Here is a 22,970-nt window from a genome sequence, read left to right as displayed (position 1 = left end):
TTTTTTCATTCTTATTTTAATTGAGATTTAAGCTTTAAAATTCGGATATAAAAAATAAAGTGTTAAGTATTACTGCTTAACACTTTATTTTAATCTTTTTTTGAATATCTAATTTTAGCTTCTTGAATTTGCTTATTCAAAACTTCTTTTAACGGCATGAACCCCTTTTTAGCTCTTTTTGAGGTCCAAAAATGAACTCTCTTTTTTCTTGCTTCTTCGACTTCTGGAAGTACCGCTCGTCGAGATAGGCTAATTTGATTAGAATATGGATCTATATCAATAACTTGTACCTTTATAGTTTCTCCAACTTGGTATTCTCTTCCTATATCTTTTACGTAGCCCCCATGAATCTCAGAAATATGAATTAATCCTTCTATCTGACTGTCCAATCTTACAAAAATTCCGTATTGTTGTATACCGCTAATTTTTCCATGAACTATATCACCAATTTTAACTTGCATACTATATCATCCCTTACTAATATTAATTATAACTGTCTTTTTAATTAACGCTAAAGACATGATTTCTAGATTAATTCTTATGGAGGATTGCTCATTACAATGGAAAAATATGATTTAGCTATTATCGGCGCTGGGCCGGTTGGTCTATTTGCTGCTTCTTTTGCTAATTTACATGGATTAAAAACTATTACCTTCGACGCGTTAGATGAGGTTGGTGGTCAAATCAATATGCTTTATCCACAAAAAGATATTAAGGATATACCAGCTTTTTCTTCTATTAAAGGAAAAGAGTTAGTTTCTCGATTATTTGAACAAACCGAGAATACTAAATTGACCCTCTCACATAAAGTTAAAAAAATCTCTTTCTCAACAGGAGAAGATATTATCATTGATGATGATTATCAAGTGAAAAGTCTTCTTATTGCTACAGGTTTAGGAGCATTTAAGCCAAAAACTCTACCTTTATCTACTACTCCAGATGTCCAAGCCCATATTCACTATTCCATGCAACATCCCGAAATCTTTTCTAATAAAAAAGTCGCCATTCTTGGTGGTGGCGACTCCGCACTTGATTGGGCAGTGGAATTAAGTAAAACATCCGATGTATATGTAGTACACCGTAGAAATGAATTTCGCGGACTTGAAAGTTCTGTTAGTCAACTTAAAAGTTTAAAAAATGTTGAACTTTTAACTCCTTACCTTCCAAAAGAACTTCACTTAAACAATAATAGAATAGAATTAGTTTTGCACAGAGTTGGTGCAAGTCACGATTTTATTACTAAAGATGTTGATGAAATTCTAGTTGCGTATGGTTTCAAAAGTGATAATCGACAATTACGGAAATGGGGCATTGAATTAGAAAATAATCTAATTTCTGTTTCTCAAACAATGCAAACAAATTTACCCCATGTTTACGCAATTGGCGATGCTATTACTTATCCAGGTCGGGTACCAATGATTGCCTTAGGTTTTGGTGAGGCTCAAATTGCAATTAGCAGCATTATGCAAGACCTATTTCCAGAAAAAACAATGACTTTTCATTCTACCAGTATTTAATTTTTGAAAGGAATATATAGTTATTTATGGGACTTATTGATTTTATACTTCATATTGATGACCACCTAGTCACAATTGTGAATATGTTTGGAAACTGGACATACTTAATTTTGTTTGCAATTGTTTTTATTGAAACAGGTTTAGTTATCTTTCCATTCCTACCAGGAGACTCACTTATATTTGCAGCTTGTGCAATGGCAGCCACTCCGAAATATAATCTTCACTTTTGGATTTGTTATTTGGTTTTTCTTGCAGCTGCTATTTTAGGCGATACAATTAATTATGAAATCGGTCGTTGGTCACAAGCTGAAGGTGCCAAATATAGTTGGTTTAATAAGTTGATTAATCAAGATAAACGAAAAGCCGCAGAGAATTTCTTCGATAGGCATGGTGGAATTACTATTGTAATCGGACGATTCATTCCATTTATTCGTACTTTCGTTCCATTTGTATCTGGGGCAAGTAAAATGCATTATGGCACTTTCATCCGTTATAACTTTCTCGGTGGTTTTCTCTGGGTAACTTTATTTGCTGCTCTAGGATTTTTCTTTGGAAATATTCCAGTTGTTCAAGAGCACTTCTCATTAATTGTACTCGCAATCATCTTAATTTCAGTTGTGCCAGTATTAATCATTTGGCTGAAGAAAAAATTGATATTAAAAAAGGAGCTTAATTAAAGCTCCTTTATTTTTTTGCCAAAATAAAATATGAAAAATATAATTCATAAATTATCCCACCAGTTGCAAAGCACCCTGCAAAAAACTCCTCTGTTAGAACGTTAATAATAGGATCAGTAGTCGGATCAAAAAGCCAATCACTATTATTAAATAGTAAGTGATGAAAAGAAATGAAAAATTCATCAAAATTCATTAAAGCAAAAGGCAAAATAATTACAGGTAAAATCATAAAGATTAAGGCAGTAGTTTTCGAAATATAGATATAACTCATTCTCTTTCTCATTTTTAAGAAGATAAGAATAATTAATCCAACAATAAAGACAATTATTGCTAGTTCAAACAATAATTTACACTCATAAAAATGGCGTGCTGCACTTGGAGAAGTGGGAAAATCAGACATTTGCAATTTATTTTTAAAAGGTGACAACAAATAATCCAAAAGTTGAGTATAGTTTTTCATTATTGTTCCCAGTGACTTTTTTACTATTAAATCAGTCTTTTGAACCTTTACAAAAACTGCTAATAAGGGCCAGCTCAAAACTATCGCTCCTAAAGTAGCAGTAGCAAGTGCCATCATTAAATTGTAAACAACTGCAATTATCGGTTTTCTTTTCATAGTTTCCATTCATCTAGATTCTCTACAATATAGGTCGGCTTTTTATCTTTTTCTTCTAACTGCTCCTTATTTGTTACTCCGGTCAATGTTAACAGTGAATCAATATTGCAGTTAATTCCCGCCATAATATCGGTATCGTAATTATCTCCAACTAAAATTGCATCTTTACTTTGTGCATTCAACATTTTCAATGCACTCGCTACGATAATCGGTGAAGGCTTTCCGATGTAAGTTGGCTTAACCCCAGTTGCTACCTCAATCATCGTGCAAAGGGCACCGTTTCCAGGTAGTAGCTCATCCCCAGAAGGTAAATTTTTATCTGCATTTGTTCCAATAAACGTTGCACCATTTCTGATTGCCCGAGTTGCCACACGAATTTTATGGTAGGTTAAGTCTGTGTCCATCCCTACAACTACATATTTTGGATTTCGATCATCATAGTAAAAACGCTCATTTTTTAATAAACCTTGTACTAAGCCGATTTGACCAATAATATAAATTGGAATTTTTGTTGCGTCTGGATTTTGGGAAAGCAAATAAGACTCTGTAGCTAAGACTGGTGTATAAACATGGTAAATATCAGTATTGACGCCATGTCCTCTGAGCTTATCAACTACCATTTGCGGTGTACGAGTTGAATTATTAGTTAAAAATAAGTGTGGAATATTTTTTTCTTGGAGACGATGAATAAATCTCACACCACTTTCGATCGTATCGCTACCACGATAAATAGTTCCATCTAAATCAATTAAATAACATTTATAGTCTTTATGTTCCACAATTATCCCTTTCTCTTCTTAATTACGAAGCTTTTATTTTTGTGATTTCCACGTTGGAATTTTACTGCTGTCTTATGACTACCAATCTTTGTTTTATGAACGCATCTTTCTTTAAAGTAAGGACGCTTTGTATGGTAACGGTTATTGTTTGTACTCTTTCTTTTATTTTGCCTACCAAAAGCAATCTTTTTGATTTGGTTTTCTTGAGTTAGACGCAAAATAAAATATGCACTCCCAGGATTACAGTATTCTTCTAAATAATCCACAATTGCATTAGCTTTTTTATCAATTGCAACGCGGTCATTCTCATCATAAAAGCCCTTTAATCTCAAATGCTCGCTTGATACATCCCCTACTAAATAATCATATTGGTCTAAATAAGGGTCATACTTTTCCTTAAGCATTTCAATGTCTAGAGCATCTTTTACATTAGCTATAATTTCATACTCTCGCCCGTTAATCATTACAATGTCTTCATTAACAATTACATGAGCTAAAGGATGGTATACCGTCTGGTCTTTATCTGCTTCTTTATACTCCATTATTTTTCTTTCTCTTTATTTATTGGGTACTTCTTTTTTAAATAGTTTCCTATTACGGTTCTTAGATAATCGGGGAATAAAAATTTATTTTTACCCATAATTGAAATTGTAGGGAAAAATGGAATCAAAACATAGTGATCAAGCAACGCAAGTGTATATTCTTTTTCTGGATCAATTTCTTTTCCATTAATGTAAACAGTTCTACTTGCATGATCAACTTGTATCCCCTTATAGACAAGATTTCCGAAAATCTTACCTCTAAAACTCATTCCCTGAAGTGCAAATTTACTTAGAAAATAACGATTCTTTTCCATCTCCATTACCATGCGCCAAACATCACTTCCAAGTAATTTCGTTTGTACCACGTGCATTGGATGAGGTAAAGCAGCTTGTAAATCAGCTTCGGTTAAAACTCCTTGATGAAATGGTTTTAAAAATAAACCACTATTCAAGACGGCAACATCAGTTCCAGCAAATTCACTAATTGCATCAAGAGAAACTTGAATTGCTGCCATCTTGTCATGATCAAATTTACCCGGTAAATAAGCAATTTTTCGTGCTTCAAGCATTTGTTCACCCTTTTGATGCCAATCTAAAATTTGCTTTTGATCGGACTCTAAGCTTGGTAAGTCATTAGTAGCAACAGTGCTTGGCTTAATTGATAGTATTTGATGCTCATCATTTAATTCAACACTAATATCACCAATATGTTGGCCCCATTTTCCTGTCTGAGTAATCCAAGTCTTATTTACTTTTTCACCCTTTGCTAGATAATCATGACTATGTCCACCAACAATTAGGTCTACTTCAGGATAATGATGCGCTATATATCGATCTACTCTTAAACCAATATGACTAACAATAATTAACATATCATATTGTCCTTCTATTTTAGGAAGCAATTTATCTAAAGTATCAGAGATCAATTTTACATGCCAATGATTTGGACCATAAGTCATTGGATATGCAGCTGTTAAACCAACCACTGCAATTCTAGTCTTCTTTTTGGTTTCAAATATTTTATAGGAAGTACACCACTTTGGCATACTCTCATCTTCCTCGCGCAGGTTAGCTAGGACAACAGGAAAATTAGCGTGATCAAACAATTTTTCTAAAACTGCATGAGAATTTGAAATACCTTCATTATTTCCAATGGTAATTACATCATAATTAAATTCGTTCATTAATTTAATGTTAGCCTGTCCTTCTGTTGCGTCTGACAAAGGATGTGATCGATCCATAAAATCACCGGCATCAAAAGTAAACGTTTGATCAACGCTCTTATCATCTTGAGCTTGATGCAAGTATCTTTTTATTTTAGGAAATTGTTCAAAATGTGAATGCAGATCATTAGTATGAACAATACGTAATTTTTCCATACTTTTCCTCTTCTAACCAATATGATTGGCTTTTAATACTGTGTTATAGGCATCTAACACTTTTCCTTTAGGTTTTTCCCATTCTACCCATTGTGGGTCTTTCCAATCATCCTCATTAGTTAACGTCTCTAATTGGTAAGTCTTATTAATATATTCCTCATATAGTTGTAGTGATTTAGTTCTAGCTAAATTCAATTGAAGAATTCGAACTTTTTTAATTAACCCACGGTCTACTGCTAATTCAGCAATTCCGTTTTGATCAATATTTGAAATTTCGTAATATTTCGATCCGTCGTTGCGAGTAACTTCTTCAATCAAGTCTAGTTGCTCATAAGCCATATTTCAGCATCTACTTTCTTAAAATGATTTTAACTACTATATTAATTATAGAAAAAAGTATACATCCATGCTATTGTTAAAAAGAATAGAGGTGTACACATGAAAACAAGCCGGCTTTACTTTTTAGCCCTTTTTTTTAGTTTAATTTTTATTTTTGAATCTGGATTTCTGGTTATCGGACACCGAGGCAACCCCAGTAAATATCCAGAAGAAACAATTCAAAGTGACAACTCAGCTTTCGCAGATGGTGCAGATTATGTTGAACTTGATCTGCATGTTTCAAAAGATAACGTCTTAGTCGTTTCTCATGACCGCGATTTAAGCCGAGTTGTTGGATCATCGGTTATTGTATCACAAAATAATTTTTCCTATTTAAATACCTTAAAACAAGCGAACGGTGAGTCAATCATTTCGCTAGATCAATTATTTGAGTATTATAAAGATAAGCCTAATACGAAGTTCCTTCTTGAAACAAAAAAGACTAAACATAATAGTCCGAAAAATATGGAGGAGCTTCTTGCTAATAGCATCAAAAAATATCATATGCAAGATCGGGTCATGATCCATAGTTTCTCTGCTCCTAGTCTAAAAACCATGAGTCAATTATTACCTGATGTGCCTAGAATCTTTATTGTTGGATCTTTGCAAAGAATTAATTTTGAGGTATTAAGCTATGTAAATGGAATCAATATTTCATCTGATTTAGTCACTCAGAATCCTAAGCTTATTAGTCAGCTTCATGCTCTACATCAAAAAGTATTTGTTTGGGCCGAAATGAATGAATCACCGAAATTATGGAACTGGTTAATTAACAATGATGTAGATGGAGTGGTGACCAACTTTCCTGCAAAAGGCTATAAATACAAATTAGCTAAGAGTGGTACTAAAAAATATACTGTTAATAACGACGGTATTTACTTTGGCCGGAATCCGACTGGGGTTAGTGTAAATCCATATCTAAATGTGAAAACTTCGAAGCAAATTAGTTTCTTACAACCTATCCATATTTCTTCAGCTGTTATTGTATCAGGACAAACTTTTTATCAAATTGGTGATAAGGAATTTGTTCCTGCAGATCTAGTTAGCTTAGATTTAAAACCTGAATGGATTTTGCCATATTGGAATTTAAGTATTATTAATCCTACCCAAAATCCAATTTTCACTTATAATAAACCTGATAGGCAGTCTGGTAAAAAAGCCCAACTCATGCCTAATAAACGCTATAAAATATTAGGCGTAAGTGGCGGAGTCAATGATTTATGGCTTCTCACTGACTATGGCTGGATAAAGTCTTCTAAGATCTTATATTATGGCTTATTCAATAAGAACACTTTTGCCTATAAAAATTATCAAAAACTTGATCCAGCTTATCGTCAAACCAATGTTGCCCTATTTCCTTATTTACCAGTAGAAAAAGTCCCGATTAAAAGTTTTTGGTCGACTTATTCTGACGTAAATGCTGTAATATTTAATCAGAGATAAAAATTAAAGGAGTACATTTATGGAAGAACTAGATTACAAAAAATTAGCTCAAGAAAAAAAGGATGCTATTTTAAATGATTTAAAAGAATTAATCGCAATTGATTCTTCTGAAGATTTAAACAATACCAGTAAAGAATATCCTGTTGGTCCTGGCCCAGTTAAAGCAATGAAGAAGTTTTTATCTTTTGCTAAGCGCGATGGTTTCGATACTGAAAATTTTGATAACTATGCAGGTCGAATCAATATGGGTTCCGGTGACAAACGTGTAGGTATTATTGGACATATGGATGTTGTTCCTGCTGGTGAAGGCTGGAAGACTGATCCATTTAAGATGACTATTAAAGATGGAAAAATTTATGGTCGTGGTAGTGCTGATGATAAAGGACCAGCTTTAGCTGCTTACTACGGAATGCTTATCTTAAAGGAGCATGGATTTAAGCCTAAAAAGAAGATTGATTTTGTTCTTGGAACTAATGAAGAAACTAATTGGGTAGGAATTGATTATTATCTCAAGCATCAACCAGCTCCTGATGTTGCCTTCTCACCTGATGCTGAATTTCCAATTATCAACGGTGAACAAGGAATTGTTACTTTGAAGCTTGACTTCAAATTTGATCCAAGTCAAGGTGACGTTAAGCTTTGGACATTCCAATCCGGTATTGCTACTAACGTCATCCCTCAAACTGCTCATGCACAACTTGAAGGCGATATTGACGGCATTAAAGAAAAATTTGATCTTTTCCTTAAAGAACACAAACTTGAAGGTAAGGCTGAAATGCTTAGCGGTCGCCTTGCGTTAACATTAACTGGTCATGGCGCTCATGCATCAGCTCCTGAAACTGGTAGAAACGCTGCTACTTACCTTGCCCTCTTCCTTGACAGTCTTAACTTTGATGGCCAAGCAAAGAACTTCTTACACTTCTTAGCAACTGTTGAACACAAAGATTTCAATGGTAAGAAATTAGGTATTTTCCACCATGACGACTTAATGGGTGATTTAACCAGTTCACCAAGTATGTTTAACTTTGAAGGTCAAAATGCATACCTCTTAAACAATGTTCGCTACCCTCAAGGTATCGAACCAGAAGAAATGGTGAAAAATATCAACGAAAAGTTTGGTGATATTTTAGATGCTAGAGTTGAAGGCTCTGCTGAAGCTCCACACTATGTTCCTGGCGATGATCCAATCGTTAAGACACTTCTTTCCGTTTATGAAAAGCAAACTGGTAAGAAGGGACATGAAGGTATCATCGGTGGCGGTACATACGGTCGCCTATTCAAACATGGTGTAGCCTTTGGTGCCCAACCAGAAGGTGCCCCACTTGTTATGCACCAACCAAATGAATACATGAAAGTTGATGATTTAATTAATTCAATTGCTATTTATGCCGAAGCAATTTATGAATTAACTAAGTAAACCAAAAATATTAATAAATTCGTAAAGAAGGACTGCATCAATGCTAGTCCTTTTTTTGCTATAATAGGTGAAAAGTAATTAACAAAGGATCCTGATCTGTGAAAAATTTAAAAGAGAAAATCAGAAAGTTCCTAACTGCGGGGCCAGAAGTTAAAACACTGCAAAGTGAATCAGACGAAAGCCAGTGGAAATTTTATAGTGGTATCGTCTATTTAACCTTGCGCCGTGTTTTTCATTATTTTATTTTAATTGCATTTTTCGGTTTATTTTTACTAATTGGTTTTGGTGGAGGTTATGCACTTGGCATTGTTCGTAATCAACCTATTCCAACTATTAGCGAATTAAATCATCAAATAAATCATGCTCAAAATTCAGCTACCCTCTACTATGCTGGTAATAAAAAAATTGCTACTGTTCGACCAGATACGGTTACTAAAAAAGCAAGTGAAAGTGAATTAACTCCCCTCGTTAAGAATGCTGTAACAGCCACTGAGGATGAAAACTTCTATATTCATAAGGGTGTTTTACCTAAGTCCTTAGTTAGAGCTGTACTTTCTGAACTAACAGGTGTTGGTGTGCAGACTGGTGGGTCAACTTTAACTCAGCAGTTAGTTAAGATGCAATTCTTAACTAGCCAGACAACTTGGAGAAGAAAAGTTACTGAAATGTTTTATGCTCATAAGATCGAAAAACATTTTTCTAAAGAAGACATTCTCCGTGCATATTTAAATGCTGCTCCTTATGGTAAAAATAATCGCGGAGAAAATATTGTCGGCATTAAAACTGCTGCTGAAGGTATATTTGGTAAATCAATTTCTGAGCTTAATTTACCGCAAGCTGCTTTTATTGCCGGTTTACCTCAAAGTCCATCTGTCTATACTCCCTATCGCTTAAACGGAAAAGTTAAAAGTGATCTTGACTTAGCAATGCGGCGAAAAGACATTGTTTTATTCCGGATGTACAGAAATGGCGACATTAATAAAAAAGCTTATCTTGCAGCTAAAAAATATGATTTGCGTGCTGACTTCCTCGCTCCTGAAAAAGCACCGAAGCAAAAGAAACAGAGCGGTTATTTATACAATCTAGTAATGAATAAGAGTGCTAGTCTTCTAGCTGAAAGCTTGATTGAACAAGATGGCTTGAAAGTATCTGATGTTAAACAAGATACAAACCGCTATAATCAATACCTAACTAGCGCAACTGAGCTTCTTCATCAAAAAGGCTATCACATTAAAACTACAATTAGAAAGCCACTATACCAGACCATGCAACAGGTTGTTAAGCAAAACAAGTATGGTCAAGACCGAACTTCTCGTGATTTTGATTCTTCTACTAATAAATGGGTTAATACTACTGAGCATGTTGAAAATGGTAGTGTAGTAATAGATAATGCTACCGGTAAGGTCTTAGCATTTAGTGGCGGGGTTGACTTTAAAAATTCCCAAATTAACCATGCCTTTGATACTTACCGCTCTCCTGGTTCCTCAATTAAGCCATATTTAGTTTATGGACCAGCCATAGAGCATAAGCTTATCTCAAGCCAAACTGCGATTGCTGACTTCCCTACAAGGTTCGGTAACTATATTCCAACAGACTACAATTCAACTGTTGAAAATAGATTTATTTCAGCTCAAGAAGCTTTAAGTAAGTCTTATAACCTTCCTGCTGTAAACTTATATAGTAAGTTAGTCAACGATAAAAATATCAACCTACGTCAAGATATGAAGAAATTAGGCTTGAATTTAAGTAAGAGAGAATTTGAAAACTTAGGTTTAGCCCTTGGTGGTACGGACTATGGTTTTTCAGTAGCCGATAATGCTAGTGCTTTTTCTAACTTCTATAACAATGGTAAACGTGCGGATCCATATTATATTGAAGAAATTCAAGATCCATCCGGTCGAGTAATCTATAAACACAAACAAGATTCACAGAAAGTCTTCTCTACAGGCACTTCCTACATTATGCAGAAGATGCTACACCAAGTAGTAACTAAAGGGACAGCTGCGAGCTTAACCGGTACCTTGAAGTTCGACTACAAGAATCTAATTGGTAAAACTGGAACCAGTAATGATTATCGTGATATTTGGTTTAATGGATCTACTCCTGGAATTACAATTTCTAGTTGGATGGGCTATGATAACTTCTATGGTCATTCATACAACTTAGATTCTAATTCTAGTGAGACTAATTTAAATTTATGGGCCAATATTGCTAATGCATTATATAAGGAAGATCCATCGATCTTTAAATTAAATGATGCTCCTACGCGTCCAAGCTCCGTTTATAAAAATAGAGTCTTAGCAAGAACAGGAACATTACCTGGAACGGTAAGCTATGATGGCGATAATATTGATCTCAGTGGCAAAAAGACTACCGCATTAAGTCTTTCACCGGCACCAAATGCAACTGCTAGATTTGGTATTGGTGGCTCAACTAAAGACTACAACCTCTTCTATGATTACTTAGAAGGTAAAAATAATGACTATGGTAAAGTCTTAATCTACACTGGTAAGACAATTTCTAAGAAGAAGAATATTAATAGTCTCTTCTCTGTAGCTGATGGATCAACTTCAGAAAATGCAAAAAATTATTATGGCAAAAACCATGAAGTTTATCGTGAATCTAATAATAATTCTTCTTCCTCAACTAATCGGAATGTAGGAGCTAATGATGAACAAGCTAGGAGTACAGGACAAGGAGGAAACAATAATTCTTCCTCAACTACGAGAAGTACCACTTCTACTCGTGAGGCTTCTTCATCTCAAAATAACAGATCAGAAAGTAGTAACGCTAATGAAGCTAATGAAGTAAATTCAAATATTAGTCCAAGTGAAAGTGCTCCTATTAGCGGATCTGCTAGCACAGAAGCTACTGCAGGTGATGCAGCAGCAGATAATGCTCCTACTACTCCATAATTAGAAATTTATATATGAAAAAATCCTCTTAGGTTGAGTTTAACCTAAGAGGATTTTTGGTATAACTATACTTTATTTAGTAGAACGAGATTGCTTTAAAGTATATGGCAAGATAACATGAGCTTCATCTAGTTCTTCGTCACTCATTAATTTAGTTAACATTCTCATTGCAACAGCACCGATATCATAAAGTGGTTGTTGAACAGTGGTTAATTGCGGACGAACAATTTTAGCCACATTAGTTGAAGCCGCGGAGATAATTTCTAAGTCATCTGGAATGGATACGCCCGCATCAACTGCTGCATTAGTAATACCTGCTGCAGTTACATCACGAGTAGCAATAATTCCATCTACTTTATCTGCTTTAATTTGTTCAAATAATTCATAGCCATCTTCGTAAGTTCTAGCATCTTCATAGATATGAACATTATCTAAATTATGTTCTTCCATAAAATCTTTATAAGCTACAAAGCGATTGTCCTTATTAACATAAGCTTTTCCATCACCAACAACTAAAGCAAGATTTTTCTTACCATTCTTTAATAATAAGCCTAAAGCTTCTTTTTCAGCTGCCTTATAATCAATTGTTACACTAGGAAAATCTTGATTTGCATCAGCAGTCCCTGCCAAAACAACTGGTGTATTAGTGCGCTTAAAAATCTCTTGTGCACTTTCACTCATTAAGTTTGACATATAAATTACACCATCAACTTGCTTATTAAGTAAGTTTTGGATCACTTGATCTTCATTTAACAACGTATTACCGACGCTAGAAAGTAAGATATTGTACTTATACATTGTAGCAATATCGTCAATTCCTTTAGATAATTCTGCAAAGTGCATATTCGTTAAATCGGGAACAATCAAACCAACTGTTGTGGTTCTCTTTGAAGCTAATCCTTGAGCTACGGCATTAGGTTGGTAATGCAAACGGTCAATGACAGCTAATACCTTTTCACGTGTTTCTTTACGTACATTATTATTTCCATTTACTACTCTTGAAACAGTAGCCATAGAAACTTTTGCTTCACGAGCAACATCATAAATAGTTACTTCTTGTTTTTGCATAAATTTCTCACACTCCTGTAAAAACACTCTTTTATAACTTATCAAGAATATCAAGACATTGCAACCGTTTACGACTAAAAACTAATTATTTTACCATATTATATGATATACTCCCAGTATATGTTAAAAAAGGAGTTAAAATTATGAACTTAGATAAGTTACAAAATTGGTTAATTTCAACCAATAATGATGTTGCCTACATCTCTGATCCAATTAGTATTAATTACTTTACTGGCTACAGTATGGATCCTCACGAAAGAATTTTTGCTTTGCTTGTTTTTAAAGATAAACCAGCATTCATTTTTGCGCCTGAATTAAATGTTGAAGAAGCTAAAAATTCAGCCTGGGATGGAGATGTTTATGGCTACCTAGACCACGAAAATCCATGGTCAAAAATCTCTGACTTGGTAAATCAACGTATTGGTATTCCAAATAATATTGCTATTGAAAAAGCACATCTTTCAGTTGACCGCTTAGAAGCATTAAGAATTGCATTTCCAGATTCTTCCTTTACAAATAATGTGTCTCCATTTGTAGCTGAGGCGCGCTTACGTAAAACACCAGAAGAAGTTGAACAATTAAAAGCTGCTGGTGCAGAAGCCGACTTTGCTTTTCAAATTGGCTTTAATGCACTTAAAAATGGTGTAACTGAACGCTACGTTGCTGGTCAAATTGATTACCAGTTAAAACTTCAAAAAGGCGTAATGCACACTAGTTTTGAAACAATCGTTCAAGCGGGTAAAAATGCTGCTAACCCTCATCTTGGTCCAACCATGAACAAGATTGAACCAAATGAATTAGTTCTTTTCGACCTTGGAACAATGCATAATGGTTATGCTTCTGACTCAAGTAGAACCGTCGCTTACGGAAAACCAACTGCTAAAGAAAAAGAAATTTACGAAGTTGATCGTGAAGCTCAACAAGCAGCTATTGAAGCCGCAAAACCTGGTATTACAGCTAGTGAGCTTGATGCCGTTGCTAGAGATATCATAACTAAGGCTGGCTATGGTGAGTACTTCATTCATCGTCTTGGTCATGGTATTGGGATGAATGTCCATGAATTTCCACAAATTATGGAAGGAAATGATGTTGTTCTTGAAGAAGGTATGTGTTTCTCAATTGAGCCTGGTATTTATATTCCTAACGTAGCTGGCGTCAGAATCGAAGACTGTGGTGTTGTAACAAAGAATGGCTTTGAGACTTTTACTAAGACAAGTAAAGAGTTGAAATACATTCCAATAAAAGACTAATTTAATAATGAATTAACTGGTGATAGTTTATCTCTATCACCAGTTTTTTATACAAAAAAAGAACCAAGTAAAAACTTGGTTCTTTAATATCAACTAATTATTTTCAGCGTTATTTAGATCACTAACAGCTTCTTTGTCAGATTTTTCGTCTTCACCAAGATCTTTGTTAGTATCATCAATTACGATATCATCAAAATCTTTTAATTCTGAATCATCTTCAACTGATTTAGGAAATGATGCTAATTGATTCTTAATTGCTTCAGTTCCCTTGTCATATTTCTCTTTTAAATCTTGTAGCTTTTCATTTTCAGCTAGCTTTTTCTTTACATCATCAGTTGCATCTTCTGGTAATAATAATGAGCCAGCAATCAAGCCAACGCCTAAACCAACAACACTACCTAATAAAAATCCACCTAATTTACGCATAATTGTTCTCCTTTAATATATTAGTCTTCACCACGACGACGTTTACGTCTTGCAAACATTCGACTAACTAGAGATGAAAAGATGCCAATTCCAGCTCCTCTAATACCCATACCAGAGAAACGCTCAATCATTCTTCTTGATGAAGAATTAATATCTGACACACTTTCACCTAAATCTGCAGCTGCTTTTACAACTGGTTCTAATTCAGTTACTTTACCATTTACATCGGCTAGAAGAGCATTACTTTTTTCTAATAAATCTTCACTTTGTTTCATCAATACTGCAGTCTGCTTAGTTAAATCTTCAACTGCTGTATTAACGCTATCCATAGTTGAGTCAACTTTCTTCATTGTCTTAGTTGCTCTAACAATTAAAGGCAAAGTAAATAAGACTAAGATTAAAAAGGCAACTGCTGCAATCAAGCCAGCTAATGCACCATATGAAATTGACATAATCTATCCTCCATTAATTATTCCTCTCATAAAAAGTCTAGCATTATTCCTCCCCTCAAGCAATGAAATAGTACCTTACTTTTTGATATACTATCTAAAGAAATTGCTAAGGAGATGATGTTTTGAACTGGTCAACGATTTTAAAAGGAACAACTACAACTAAAAAAAATAGTAATGTTGATTCTCTAATTGATTGGAACACTGTAGGGCACACACTAATAAAGCGTGGTAGCCAGATTGCCTTTATAACTGTAGTCTTTTTCCTAATTTGGCGTATAGGTAAACGCTTATTAACACGTTACTTATTGAAGAATCCCAAGTTTCAAGAACATATGACTGGAAGGAAGAGAACTATAGCTCAACTTGTAGTTGCTGCTTTTGAATTTTTAATTCTTCTCTTCTATTTGTATAGTCTTCTTACCCTACTTGGTATTCCTGTCGGAACTCTTCTTGCCAGTGTGGGACTTGTTTCTCTTGCTTTAGGGATGGGAGCTCAAGGTTTAGTAAGTGATCTAATAACGGGAATAAATATTCTAAGTGAAGGTGAATATAACATTGGCGATACTGTCAAAATTGGCACCTACACTGGAACCGTTCTTTCTTTTACTTTACGTAATACTCGTCTTAAAACTACCAATGGGGCAGTTATCTATATTCCCAATCGCAATATTACTATTGTAGAAAATTTAACTCATGGTTCACATTCTGGATGGAGTATGAACATTAATTTGAATTTATCTGTTGAAAACGATCTCACCGATGTTAACCATGCAATTAACACAGTAAATGCAGCCCTCAAAGATAAATTTAAAAATCAAATTAAAAAGGGACCACAAATTATTGGAATTGTAAATCAAACCGGCTCAAGTATTATTTATCAAATTCATTTTCAAGTAGTAGCTAATAGTCAAAGCCAGGTAAAAAATGCTTATCTGAGTGCTTATATCAAAGAGTTCAATCAACAAAATATCAAATTTAGCTCCCTACCAACAAAACAAGAAAATACTACTACTTCTTAAAAGATTAAGTAGTTAGACCTTTGTCTAATCCTACTTAATCTTTTTTTATTGCAAAACTCGCACTACCTCACGAGCAATCATTAATTCTTCGTTAGTAGGAACAATCATTGCTTTTACTTTTGAATTAGGTTTAGAAATAAACTTTTCTCCATCTGTCCGATTAGCTTTAAAATCAGGATCTAGTCCTAAATATTTTAATGATGCCATCACTCCTGCTCTAATACCAGGATCATGTTCTCCAATTCCAGCAGTAAATATAATTGCATCAACACCATTTAGTTCAGCTGCATATGCGCCAACATACCTAACTACACGATTAATGAATATCTTTCGAGCTAGCTTTGCACGTTTATCTTTACTCTCAATTAAATCTCTCATATCTGAAGATATACCTGAAATCCCCAATAATCCTGATTTATAGTTCAAAATTTCAACAGCTTCATCGATATTTATTCCAGTTTTATGCATTAAACGTTGTAAGGCAGCTGGATCAAAGTCACCACTTCTAGTTCCCATTGTTACCCCAGTAAGTGGACTAATTCCCATTGAAGTATCATAAGATTTTCCATTTTTTACTGCGGTAACAGAAGCCCCAGATCCTAAATGACAAACAATCAGATTGACTAAGTTAGGATTCTTATTAAGCATCTGTGCCGCACGATGGGCCACATAAGAAATTGAAATTCCGTGCGCACCATACTTTCTAATACCATATTTTTGATAATACTCATAAGGAATGGAGTAAAGATAATGAATCTGATCTAAAGTTTGATGATATGAAGTATCAAAAACTACCACTTGAGGTACATTAGGGATAATCCTCATGAATGCCTTAATGCCATTTGCCTCTGGAATATTATGCAACGGTGCTAGCTCTCCCAGATCAAATATTTCCTGTAGTTCCTTTTCTTTAACATGGACGGATTCTTTAAAAATTTCTCCTCCATTTACTACTCTATGACCGACACCACTAATTTCTCGCAAATCTTCAACTACGTGAAAATTTTTTAAATCTTCAATTAATAATTTAACTGCCTCTTCTTGGTTATGAATAGGCAGATTTTTTATATATTCTTGACCATTACTCAATTTAATTTTAAAGACAGCATTTTCTTTTCCTACTCTGTCAGCCATTCCTGAAGCTATTACTTTTTCATCAGGGAAAGAAAATAATTTGTATTTAAAAGAAGAACTCCCCGAATTGATTGCTAGAATTTTTTTCATATGTTATAACCTCAAAATCTACTTAAACATATATAAATTATCCTTCCCTTTTCAGTATAGCGCTTTCATATATAAATAAAAGCCATTATTTAACATATAAATAACAAAAAGACTTAATTCCAATATAATATCGGAATTAAGTCTTTTACATACTATTCATTTTCCATTTTTTTCCACCAAGTCGGTAGCTCAGCAAGTAATTTTCTTAATGCTTGGCCACGATGAGAAATAGCATTTTTTTCATCTACTGTCATTTCCGCAAATGTCTTCCCTTTATCTGGAACAAAGAAAAGTGGATCATAGCCAAAATCTCCATCCCCCCGCGGATAAGTCAAAATTTCGCCTCTAATTTCACCTTGCGTTACTAAATCATCATCAAATCTACCAGGCCAAGAAACTACCATAGTTGTATGAAAGGTAGCTTGTCTTTTCTCTTGAGGAACACCACCTAGTTCAGCTAATAATTTTGCATTATTTAAGGCATCATTATGAGCTTCTCCTCCATAGCGAGCAGAATGAACTCCAGGAGCTCCATTTAATTTATCAACTGATAAACCTGAATCATCAGCAAGAGTGGGTAAATTACTGAACTCTGCCATTTTATGAGCTTTTAGTTTTGCGTTAGCTAAAAATGTTGTCCCAGTTTCTAAAACATGAGGCGGATCAGTTAGGTCCTGATTAGTAATTACATGAATGGGAAAATTTATTTTCTTTAAGGCCTCTTCAACTTCTCTAGCCTTATTCTTATTGTTAGTTGCAAATAATAAAGTATCCATTTTTAATCCTCAGCATCTACATGACGACCAACTATCGTGTCATCATTCATCCATTGACGGGTAATCTCAGTAAATTTCTTTGCTTCTCCAGTTGTATAGTAATCATGTTTTACTGGCGCAGTACTTTCAGCAAATAAATCATCACGTCGCAAAACATTATATGTATATTGTGCCACTTGATCAGCTGGATCTACAATTTTTTTATCTTGACCCACAACAGCTACAATTTCGTCTCTCAATAAAGGATAATGTGTACATCCCAAAACTAAGGTATCATAATCAGCATTTTTCAATGGAGTTAAACTTTCGCTAACAACTGCATTCTTAGTATCTTCATCAGGATTTGCTTCAGCTAACGGTGCTAATTTTGGTTGAGAAAATTCACTGACTTTAATTTCTGGATCACGATACTGAATTTCCTTTAAATAAGAATGACTATCCACAGTTGCCTTAGTACCAATTACAGCTACATTTTTAGTTTCTGTAGTTCTTGCTGCAGCTAAAGCACCAGATTGAACAACACCAATTATCTGTAGTGGTATTTCTTTCTGAATAGTTGACATTGCTACAGCAGTTGCTGTATTACAACCAAAAATAATAATTTTTACATCTTTCCTTAATAAGAAGTTTACACTATCGCGCGTTAGAGAAATAATCTCTTCTCTTGAGCGATCCCCATACGGCATATTAGCCTGATCACCAATAAAAATTGTTGACTCATTAGGCATCTTTTCAATTACTTTTTTTAAAACGGTTAAGCCGCCTAATCCCGAATCTAAAACTCCAATTGGTCGATTATCCATTAAAAAAACTCCTTTAAACAAATGATGATTAAATTCTCTTTTCTACTCCACCTATTTTAAGTTAAAATGATATAGAAAACAAAAGGAAATGAAAGCATGGAACATACAAACGAACATCTTTATTTTTTAAATTCATTATATCGTGATTTTATCTTACCTACCATTTTAGGTAGCGAAGATAAAGAAATTCTTTACTGGGCTGGAAAACATGTTAGTCGTAAATATGATTTATCAGATATCGATGATTTAATCGAATTTTTTGATATGGCTCAATTTGGAACTTTAAAAGTACTTAAAAATCGTAAACATACCGCAGTTTTTGAATTATCTGGCCAGGTCGTAACTGATAGACTGGATAGCCAGAGTGATGAATTTTCACTTGAAAGTGGAATTATTGCGGAATGTTTAGAGCGCCAAAATGGTACTCCAACTGAAGCTTCAGCTACTGTTACTAAAAAGCATGTAGTTCAAATCACTGCGCAATCTGACTAACTATTAACCAAGTAAGAGAATAGTAATAATAAAAAACCGGGTAAGTCTCAATACAGAGGCTTACCCAGTTTTTGTTATTTATATTAGTCAGTATATTGATCTAAAATTTGTTCAAGCTTTTCCTTAGGAGTATAACCAGTTAAACGATCAACAATCTTACCATCTTTCTTAATTAATAAAGTTGGGATTGCCATAATACCTAAGTTACGAGCAGTTTCTTGGTTTTGATCAACATCCATTTTGGTAAATTTTACATCATCCATTTCTTCAGAAAGTTGGTCAATAACTGGTGATTGCATCTTACATGGACCACACCAAGTTGCCCAAAAATCAATTAAAACAACACCTTCGCTAGTTTCTTCTTCAAAAGTTGCATCTGTAATTTCATCAACCATTGTTATTACCTCACAAATAAATTTTTTAAATTACAAGTATAGTTTAGTAGAACCACTTACTTTTTGCAAGTATATTGCTTACTGTAAATGAACGATTGTCGCTCCAGTTCCACCCTGGTTAGCAGGCGCATAACTATAGGTCTTTACATGCCGATTTCGCTTCAAGTATTGTTGAACACCATTTCTAATTGCCCCAGTTCCAATTCCATGGATAATTGTGACGGTATTTAAACCAGCTAAGAGGGAAGAATCGATGTAGCGATCTAAGTTAGTTAGAGCTTCTTCATAGCGTTGTCCCCTTAAGTCAAGCTCACTACTTGCACGCGTAGAACGAAGACCACGACTTGAACGAACAGCTCTTTCTGCCTTCTTAGGAGCAGCTTGTGTACTAATCTTTTCAACATCCCGATCAGTGACTTTAACTTTCAAAATACCAATTTGAACTTCGAATTCATGATCAGCAAGTTTTTTCGTAATTACACCTTGTTGTCCATAAGATAGAACTTTCACTGTATCACCAACACTTACATCATGCCGCCGCTTTTCACGTTGCAAGACCTTGTTCTGAGCCAAGTTTTGATTTTCACGCTCAAGTTTATTTAAAGCACCTTTAGCTTCAATAACTTTATTGGTTCTAACTTGACCACCCGCTCTTCTTTGTTCTTCAAGATCATTGATGATCTTATCAGCTTTTTGACGCTTTTTAGCAAGCATTTCATCAGCTTTTTCTTGAGCTCTTTCAAGTTGCTTTTGTACTTGTTGATTATACCAGTCAAGACCATTCTGAAGTTGACGCTTCAGAGTGATACTTTGGTCAACATTTCGCTTTAAAGTTTCATGAAGTTGCTCAGCAGCCTTAGTCTGCTCAGTCAATCGTTCAATCATCTTATTAATATCACTATCTTCGTCATTCATCAAACTTCTAGCCTTGTCGACTACAGCTTCATTCATCCCTAATTGATGTGCAATGGCAAAGGCATTACTTTGTCCAGGGATACCAATTCTCAAACGATACGTTGGAGCAAGTTTCTTTAAGTCAAATTCCATTGAGGCATTCGTAGTTCTTGCACGATTATAGCCATAGAGCTTTAATTCCGGATAGTGTGTAGTAATCGCAATTTTAGCTTGTGCTCCCCGCAAATCATCTAAAATAGCGATCGCTAAACTAGCTCCTTCTTCAGGATCAGTTCCGGCTCCCAATTCATCAATTAAAACCAAATCATCCTCAGTTACATCTTTCATTATTTTTATAATTTGGTCCATATGTGATGAGAAAGTACTTAATGACTGTTCAATAGATTGCTCATCCCCAATATCGGCGTAAATTTCATTAAAAACAGTTAATTGACTGCCTTCTTCAGCTGTGATGAATAATCCTGCTTGAGCCATCAATTGTAGCAGCCCTAAAGTCTTCAGCGTGATTGTCTTACCACCTGTGTTAGGTCCTGTAATTAGCATGGTATCAAAGCTAGTTCCTAATTCAATATTATTAGGAACAACTTTTTTAGGATCAATTAATGGGTGTCGAGCCTTTCTCAACTTAATGACATGATCTTGATTTAATACTGGTTCTGTAGCTTTCATTGCTTTAGCTAATTTGCTTTTAGCACTTAAAAAGTCTAATTGTGTTAATGCATCCGCATTATTCTTTATTTCTTTTTGATACATACCAGCAAGTTCTGACAATTCAATTAAGATACGGTGGATTTCCTGACGCTCTTGAGCCATTAAATTTTGCTGTCGGTTATTAAGAACTAAAACTGCTTGTGGCTCAACAAATAAAGTCTGTCCACTGGCACTTTGATCATGAACAACTCCACCGAATTTATTCCTATATTCTTGTTTTACAGGTAATACATAGCGACCATCTCTGATAGTTACGATATTTTCTGACAAATATTGTGTATGCTTTCCACTGATGTAATTATTCATGTGATTTTTAATATCAGTTTCATTGCTTTGAATATCATGTCGCAGCTGCATTAACTTAGAAGAAGCTGTATCCTTAACAGTTCCGTCATATTCAATTGCCTGATTCAACTTCTTAAATAAGTCTTCTGGAATTGCTAAATTTTTAAGAGTTTTTTCAATCGGTCGGGTATCAATTTCACGCTCTTCTAAGTCAGCAGTAAACTGAGAAACATCTTTAGCTAAGCTAAGAATTAAAAAAACATTACCTAATTCTTCACCATTTAAATTTGCCTTGACCTTCAAACGCTTCAAACTAGCTCTAACATCTTTAAAGTCAGTTATCGGCATTGGTCCTTTAACTCGTAAAATATTAGAAAGGACCCTAGTTTGATCAATTGATTTTTTTACTTCATCAAAATTACTACTTGGCATTAACGTTAAAGCCTGCTCTTTTGCAGGTGCTGTAATAGCCAAATCACTTAATTGTTTAATTATGCGATTATATTCTAATTTTTCAATAATTTTAGAGTTCATATATTCCACCTAGCAAAAAGGCCCCAGAGTTGGGACCATTTTTATATTGTTGTAATGAATAAATTTATAAAAAATTGGGAAATTCCAGGAGAAAAATGCAAGATACTACTTGCTAAAATAGAATGCCCCAGCATATTTTGCAAACCATCATTAGGAATTGTGGCTAAAATAAACAAAAGCAAATAAACACTAATCTGTGTCACAATAAAAGAAATAATTAAACTTCCCCAGAGATTTAGGTTAGAGTTTACCGTAACATATCTTAATTGATTAAACCCTAGCATCACAAAACGCCATAAGCAACAAACAATCAACAAAATAATTGAAAAAGCAATTGCTGCATAAAATGATTTATCTAAGGTTAATCCCGTAGTTTTATCAAAGAAAGCAAAGCTGCTTCGATCATTTGCGGATGGATATGGAACCCATAAATTTAAAAAGTTACTAAATGGTTTATACAGTATAGTGGCTAAAATTAGCCCGATTACATATCCACCAGCTGCTAGGCCTTCATATACTACACCACGCCGATAGCCTACATAACAACAATAGATAAAAATTAATAAAATGAAAAAAGAAATCATTGCTCATCCTTGATTAAGCAAAAAAGACTAGCTTCAATCGCCAGTCTTTTTTGAAGATTATTCGCCGCTTAAGCGATCGTCTGACAAAAATGTATTTAAAACTCCTTGTACCATGTTCCACTCATCATCATCTGTGATTTCATGTAAGTCAGAACTAGTTACATCGCCATCTGCATCCGCATCATAGCTGAAAGCTTGTACTTCAACATCATCATCGTCACTAACAGCTGCTGGATACAGTAAAACGTAAGATTTACCATAATCTTCAGATGTAAAAGTAAATAAGATTTCAAATAATTCTTCATTACCGTGTTCGTCAACTAAAGTAATTTGACGATCATTATCTTGGTTAGCGTTAATTTTTTCACTCATT

Annotated in this window: 24 protein-coding genes; 8 read left to right on the top strand and 16 right to left on the bottom strand. The window is 34.4% G+C overall.

Translation table 11 applies throughout. The features are described 5' to 3' along the window. Positions 1-89: 89 nt before the first annotated feature. Entirely contained in the window at positions 90-461 is a 372-nt protein-coding gene (locus Q9R40_RS04160; protein ID WP_004895648.1) for a CvfD/Ygs/GSP13 family RNA-binding post-transcriptional regulator, read from the bottom strand. A gap of 99 nt (positions 462-560) precedes the next feature. Here Q9R40_RS04160 and Q9R40_RS04155 point away from each other — a divergent pair, with 99 nt between their 5' ends. Further along, positions 561-1,517, top strand: coding sequence for an NAD(P)/FAD-dependent oxidoreductase (locus Q9R40_RS04155; RefSeq protein ID WP_304676438.1), 957 nt, complete (start codon positions 561-563; stop codon positions 1,515-1,517). Positions 1,518-1,543: 26 nt separating this feature from the next. After that, entirely contained in the window at positions 1,544-2,194 is a 651-nt protein-coding gene (locus Q9R40_RS04150; protein ID WP_260308468.1) for a VTT domain-containing protein, read from the top strand. A 7-nt stretch (positions 2,195-2,201) separates the two neighbouring features. Here Q9R40_RS04150 and Q9R40_RS04145 read toward each other — a convergent pair whose 3' ends face one another. Genes Q9R40_RS04145 through Q9R40_RS04125 form a run of 5 tightly spaced genes read right to left on the bottom strand, consistent with a single transcriptional unit; the run spans position 2,202 to position 5,849 of the window. Continuing rightward, the gene (locus tag Q9R40_RS04145; RefSeq protein ID WP_300723037.1) at positions 2,202-2,819 is read right to left on the bottom strand and encodes a TIGR01906 family membrane protein; all 618 of its coding nucleotides are present in this window, start codon (positions 2,817-2,819) and stop codon (positions 2,202-2,204) included. Continuing rightward, positions 2,807-3,589: a TIGR01457 family HAD-type hydrolase gene (locus Q9R40_RS04140; protein WP_304676437.1), complete on the bottom strand. Its 783-nt coding sequence runs from the start codon at positions 3,587-3,589 to the stop codon at positions 2,807-2,809. Before Q9R40_RS04140 ends, Q9R40_RS04145 begins: the two co-directional genes overlap by 13 nt. 2 nt (positions 3,590-3,591) lie before the next feature. Continuing rightward, complete coding sequence (locus Q9R40_RS04135) at positions 3,592-4,131, bottom strand: YutD family protein (RefSeq protein ID WP_304676436.1); 540 nt, start codon at positions 4,129-4,131, stop codon at positions 3,592-3,594. Continuing rightward, positions 4,131-5,510 carry a bifunctional UDP-sugar hydrolase/5'-nucleotidase gene (locus Q9R40_RS04130; RefSeq protein ID WP_304676435.1) on the bottom strand — a complete coding sequence of 460 codons (1,380 nt, stop codon included), beginning with the start codon at positions 5,508-5,510 and terminating at the stop codon, positions 4,131-4,133. Before Q9R40_RS04130 ends, Q9R40_RS04135 begins: the two co-directional genes overlap by 1 nt. 12 nt (positions 5,511-5,522) lie before the next feature. Then, complete coding sequence (locus Q9R40_RS04125) at positions 5,523-5,849, bottom strand: hypothetical protein (RefSeq protein WP_004895655.1); 327 nt, start codon at positions 5,847-5,849, stop codon at positions 5,523-5,525. A gap of 99 nt (positions 5,850-5,948) precedes the next feature. Between Q9R40_RS04125 and Q9R40_RS04120 the strand changes: the two genes are divergently transcribed. The 3 genes from Q9R40_RS04120 (at position 5,949) to Q9R40_RS04110 (ending at position 11,663) form a co-directional block, all read left to right on the top strand. Next, positions 5,949-7,331: a glycerophosphodiester phosphodiesterase gene (locus tag Q9R40_RS04120; protein WP_300593496.1), complete on the top strand. Its 1,383-nt coding sequence runs from the start codon at positions 5,949-5,951 to the stop codon at positions 7,329-7,331. Positions 7,332-7,350: 19 nt separating this feature from the next. Beyond that, positions 7,351-8,748: a dipeptidase PepV gene (pepV, locus tag Q9R40_RS04115; protein ID WP_300593493.1), complete on the top strand. Its 1,398-nt coding sequence runs from the start codon at positions 7,351-7,353 to the stop codon at positions 8,746-8,748. 98 nt (positions 8,749-8,846) lie between these two features. Next, positions 8,847-11,663: a transglycosylase domain-containing protein gene (locus Q9R40_RS04110; RefSeq protein ID WP_304676434.1), complete on the top strand. Its 2,817-nt coding sequence runs from the start codon at positions 8,847-8,849 to the stop codon at positions 11,661-11,663. A gap of 72 nt (positions 11,664-11,735) precedes the next feature. Here the strand turns inward: Q9R40_RS04110 and Q9R40_RS04105 are convergent, their stop codons facing one another. Beyond that, positions 11,736-12,731: a substrate-binding domain-containing protein gene (locus Q9R40_RS04105; protein WP_304676433.1), complete on the bottom strand. Its 996-nt coding sequence runs from the start codon at positions 12,729-12,731 to the stop codon at positions 11,736-11,738. Between the two features lie 143 nt (positions 12,732-12,874). Here Q9R40_RS04105 and Q9R40_RS04100 point away from each other — a divergent pair, with 143 nt between their 5' ends. After that, positions 12,875-13,981 (top strand): Xaa-Pro peptidase family protein, encoded by a 1,107-nt coding sequence (locus Q9R40_RS04100; RefSeq protein ID WP_297937527.1) that lies wholly within the window; start codon positions 12,875-12,877, stop codon positions 13,979-13,981. A 93-nt stretch (positions 13,982-14,074) separates the two neighbouring features. Here Q9R40_RS04100 and Q9R40_RS04095 read toward each other — a convergent pair whose 3' ends face one another. Both Q9R40_RS04095 and Q9R40_RS04090 read right to left on the bottom strand, forming a co-directional pair. Next, positions 14,075-14,407, bottom strand: a complete 333-nt coding sequence (locus tag Q9R40_RS04095) for a hypothetical protein (protein WP_053107483.1) — start codon at positions 14,405-14,407, stop codon at positions 14,075-14,077. 20 nt (positions 14,408-14,427) lie between these two features. Then, positions 14,428-14,859, bottom strand: a complete 432-nt coding sequence (locus tag Q9R40_RS04090) for a DUF948 domain-containing protein (protein WP_053107484.1) — start codon at positions 14,857-14,859, stop codon at positions 14,428-14,430. 122 nt (positions 14,860-14,981) lie between these two features. Between Q9R40_RS04090 and Q9R40_RS04085 the strand changes: the two genes are divergently transcribed. After that, on the top strand, positions 14,982-15,878 hold the full coding sequence (locus tag Q9R40_RS04085) for a mechanosensitive ion channel family protein (RefSeq protein ID WP_094497380.1): 897 nt from the start codon (positions 14,982-14,984) through the stop codon (positions 15,876-15,878). A gap of 45 nt (positions 15,879-15,923) precedes the next feature. Here the strand turns inward: Q9R40_RS04085 and Q9R40_RS04080 are convergent, their stop codons facing one another. From Q9R40_RS04080 to murI, 3 genes are all read right to left on the bottom strand, one after another. Beyond that, positions 15,924-17,102 carry an acetate/propionate family kinase gene (locus tag Q9R40_RS04080; RefSeq protein ID WP_304676432.1) on the bottom strand — a complete coding sequence of 393 codons (1,179 nt, stop codon included), beginning with the start codon at positions 17,100-17,102 and terminating at the stop codon, positions 15,924-15,926. Positions 17,103-17,254: 152 nt separating this feature from the next. Beyond that, positions 17,255-17,878 carry an XTP/dITP diphosphatase gene (locus Q9R40_RS04075; RefSeq protein WP_087285104.1) on the bottom strand — a complete coding sequence of 208 codons (624 nt, stop codon included), beginning with the start codon at positions 17,876-17,878 and terminating at the stop codon, positions 17,255-17,257. A gap of 2 nt (positions 17,879-17,880) precedes the next feature. Beyond that, positions 17,881-18,681, bottom strand: a complete 801-nt coding sequence (gene murI, locus Q9R40_RS04070) for a glutamate racemase (protein WP_297937535.1) — start codon at positions 18,679-18,681, stop codon at positions 17,881-17,883. Between the two features lie 96 nt (positions 18,682-18,777). Here murI and Q9R40_RS04065 point away from each other — a divergent pair, with 96 nt between their 5' ends. Next, a complete protein-coding gene (locus tag Q9R40_RS04065; protein WP_297937555.1) occupies positions 18,778-19,173 on the top strand; it encodes a YslB family protein in 396 nt (131 codons plus the stop codon). A gap of 83 nt (positions 19,174-19,256) precedes the next feature. Here the strand turns inward: Q9R40_RS04065 and trxA are convergent, their stop codons facing one another. The 4 genes from trxA to Q9R40_RS04045 form a co-directional block, all read right to left on the bottom strand. Beyond that, on the bottom strand, positions 19,257-19,568 hold the full coding sequence (trxA, locus tag Q9R40_RS04060) for a thioredoxin (protein WP_004895668.1): 312 nt from the start codon (positions 19,566-19,568) through the stop codon (positions 19,257-19,259). 78 nt (positions 19,569-19,646) lie between these two features. Beyond that, positions 19,647-22,013 carry an endonuclease MutS2 gene (locus tag Q9R40_RS04055; RefSeq protein WP_304676431.1) on the bottom strand — a complete coding sequence of 789 codons (2,367 nt, stop codon included), beginning with the start codon at positions 22,011-22,013 and terminating at the stop codon, positions 19,647-19,649. 41 nt (positions 22,014-22,054) lie between these two features. Beyond that, complete coding sequence (locus Q9R40_RS04050) at positions 22,055-22,597, bottom strand: CvpA family protein (protein ID WP_304676430.1); 543 nt, start codon at positions 22,595-22,597, stop codon at positions 22,055-22,057. Between the two features lie 57 nt (positions 22,598-22,654). After that, on the bottom strand, positions 22,655-22,969 hold the full coding sequence (locus tag Q9R40_RS04045) for a DUF1292 domain-containing protein (protein ID WP_216513056.1): 315 nt from the start codon (positions 22,967-22,969) through the stop codon (positions 22,655-22,657). Position 22,970: the final 1 nt, after the last annotated feature.

It is taken from the genome of uncultured Lactobacillus sp. (assembly GCF_948948975.1).
In the GTDB taxonomy this organism is placed as follows: domain Bacteria; phylum Bacillota; class Bacilli; order Lactobacillales; family Lactobacillaceae; genus Lactobacillus.
This window is presented reverse-complemented; position numbering and strand designations above follow the sequence as displayed.

Bases quoted from the DNA above. Each gene is read 5' to 3' on its own strand.
- Q9R40_RS04130 (WP_304676435.1), bottom strand. From the start codon at position 5,510: ATGGAAAAATTACGTATTGTTCATACTAATGATCTGCATTCACATTTT.
- Q9R40_RS04075 (WP_087285104.1), bottom strand. From the start codon at position 17,878: ATGGATACTTTATTATTTGCAACTAACAATAAGAATAAGGCTAGAGAA.
- pepV (WP_300593493.1), top strand. From the start codon at position 7,351: ATGGAAGAACTAGATTACAAAAAATTAGCTCAAGAAAAAAAGGATGCT.
- Q9R40_RS04145 (WP_300723037.1), bottom strand. From the start codon at position 2,819: ATGGAAACTATGAAAAGAAAACCGATAATTGCAGTTGTTTACAATTTA.
- Q9R40_RS04050 (WP_304676430.1), bottom strand. From the start codon at position 22,597: ATGATTTCTTTTTTCATTTTATTAATTTTTATCTATTGTTGTTATGTA.
- murI (WP_297937535.1), bottom strand. From the start codon at position 18,681: ATGGATAATCGACCAATTGGAGTTTTAGATTCGGGATTAGGCGGCTTA.
- Q9R40_RS04105 (WP_304676433.1), bottom strand. From the start codon at position 12,731: ATGCAAAAACAAGAAGTAACTATTTATGATGTTGCTCGTGAAGCAAAA.
- Q9R40_RS04120 (WP_300593496.1), top strand. From the start codon at position 5,949: ATGAAAACAAGCCGGCTTTACTTTTTAGCCCTTTTTTTTAGTTTAATT.
- Q9R40_RS04090 (WP_053107484.1), bottom strand. From the start codon at position 14,859: ATGTCAATTTCATATGGTGCATTAGCTGGCTTGATTGCAGCAGTTGCC.
- Q9R40_RS04055 (WP_304676431.1), bottom strand. From the start codon at position 22,013: ATGAACTCTAAAATTATTGAAAAATTAGAATATAATCGCATAATTAAA.
- Q9R40_RS04080 (WP_304676432.1), bottom strand. From the start codon at position 17,102: ATGAAAAAAATTCTAGCAATCAATTCGGGGAGTTCTTCTTTTAAATAC.
- Q9R40_RS04160 (WP_004895648.1), bottom strand. From the start codon at position 461: ATGCAAGTTAAAATTGGTGATATAGTTCATGGAAAAATTAGCGGTATA.
- Q9R40_RS04125 (WP_004895655.1), bottom strand. From the start codon at position 5,849: ATGGCTTATGAGCAACTAGACTTGATTGAAGAAGTTACTCGCAACGAC.
- Q9R40_RS04150 (WP_260308468.1), top strand. From the start codon at position 1,544: ATGGGACTTATTGATTTTATACTTCATATTGATGACCACCTAGTCACA.
- Q9R40_RS04065 (WP_297937555.1), top strand. From the start codon at position 18,778: ATGGAACATACAAACGAACATCTTTATTTTTTAAATTCATTATATCGT.
- Q9R40_RS04100 (WP_297937527.1), top strand. From the start codon at position 12,875: ATGAACTTAGATAAGTTACAAAATTGGTTAATTTCAACCAATAATGAT.
- trxA (WP_004895668.1), bottom strand. From the start codon at position 19,568: ATGGTTGATGAAATTACAGATGCAACTTTTGAAGAAGAAACTAGCGAA.
- Q9R40_RS04095 (WP_053107483.1), bottom strand. From the start codon at position 14,407: ATGCGTAAATTAGGTGGATTTTTATTAGGTAGTGTTGTTGGTTTAGGC.
- Q9R40_RS04155 (WP_304676438.1), top strand. From the start codon at position 561: ATGGAAAAATATGATTTAGCTATTATCGGCGCTGGGCCGGTTGGTCTA.
- Q9R40_RS04135 (WP_304676436.1), bottom strand. From the start codon at position 4,131: ATGGAGTATAAAGAAGCAGATAAAGACCAGACGGTATACCATCCTTTA.
- Q9R40_RS04045 (WP_216513056.1), bottom strand. From the start codon at position 22,969: ATGAGTGAAAAAATTAACGCTAACCAAGATAATGATCGTCAAATTACT.